The organism is Kitasatospora sp. NPDC088346, assembly GCF_044740765.1.
Taxonomy (GTDB): Bacteria; Actinomycetota; Actinomycetes; order Streptomycetales; family Streptomycetaceae; genus Kitasatospora.
This window is the reverse complement of sequence record NZ_JBIURH010000186.1, coordinates 1-1,323: the sequence shown is the minus strand read 5'-3', so window position 1 is coordinate 1,323 and position 1,323 is coordinate 1. Positions and strand designations below refer to the sequence as shown.

Genomic DNA, 1,323 nt, shown 5'->3' with positions numbered 1-1,323 from the left:
TGACGGTCGACTGGCAGGCGGTGTTCGCCGGTACCGGTGCCCGCCGTGTCGACCTGCCGACGTACGCCTTCCAGCGTCAGCGCTACTGGCCGGAGTGGGTCAGCCGGCCCGCCGGGGACGTGACGTCCGTCGGTCTGGGGGCGGCCGGGCACCCGCTGCTGGGTGCGGCGGTGTCGCTGCCCGCGGTGGACGGTTTCCTCTTCACCGGGCGGCTCTCGGTGCAGTCGCACCCGTGGCTCGCCGACCACGCCGTGATGGGTTCGGTCCTGTTGCCGGGTACGGCGTTCGTGGAGCTGGCGATCCGGGCCGGTGACCAGGTCGGCTGCGGGCTGCTGGAGGAACTCACCCTCGCCGCACCGCTGGTGCTGCCCGAGCAGGGCGGCGTGCACGTCCAGCTCGCGGTCGAGGAGGCCGACGAGTCGGGCCGCCGCGCGGTGAGCCTGCACTCCCGCCTGGAGGACTCGGCGGACGGCGAGCTCTGGACCCGGCACGCCACCGGCGTGCTGGCCCCGGACCACGGTGCCGCCCTCCCGTCCTTCGACCTCGCCGAGTGGCCGCCGCAGGGCGCCACCACGGTCGAGGTGGACAACCTCTACAACGACTTCCTGGACGCCGGGTTCGGCTACGGTCCGGTCTTCCAGGGGCTGCGCGCCGCGTGGCGCCTCGGCGAGGACGTCTACGCCGAGGTCGGTCTGCCCGAGGGCACCGGGAGCGAGGCCGCGCTGTTCGGTCTGCACCCGGCGCTGCTCGACGCCGCGCTGCACGCGGTCGGCATCGGCGACCTGCTGGAGGAGAGCGGCGGCGGCCGGCTCCCCTTCTCCTGGAACGGGGTGACCCTGCACGCGGCCGGTGCCTCGGCGCTGCGCGTCCGGATGTCCCCGGCGGGACGGGACACCGTGTCCCTGGTGCTCGCCGACGAGTCCGGGCGCCCGGTGGCGTCGGTGGCCTCCCTCGCGATGCGCGAGGTGTCCGCCGAGCAGGTCCGGGCGGCGAGCGGCGGTCACGCCGATTCGCTGTTCCGGGTGGAGTGGACGTCGCTGCCGGTGCCGTCCGCCGCCTCGGCGGGCCGCTGGGCCGTGCTCGGTGGCGAGGGCTTCGGTGCTCAGCCGTATCCGGACCTGGCGGCGTTGGGTGTGGCGGTCGAGGGCGGCGCGGCCGTCCCGGACGCGGTGTTCCTGGCGCTGGAGCCGGTCGCCGGCGCGGACGACCTGGCGTCGGCCGTTCGGGGCGCGCTGCACGGGGTGCTGGGTGTGGTGCAGGAGTGGCTGGCCGACGACCGGTTCGCCGACTCGCGGCTCGTCCTGGTGACGCGTGGCGCCGTCG

At 75.4% G+C, this 1,323-nt stretch carries 1 protein-coding gene; it reads left to right on the top strand.

Annotation, left to right across the window (positions count from 1 at the left end):
• On the top strand, window positions 1-1,323 hold a 1,323-nt coding region (locus ACIOFR_RS42345), incomplete at both ends, for a polyketide synthase dehydratase domain-containing protein (protein ID WP_401006192.1).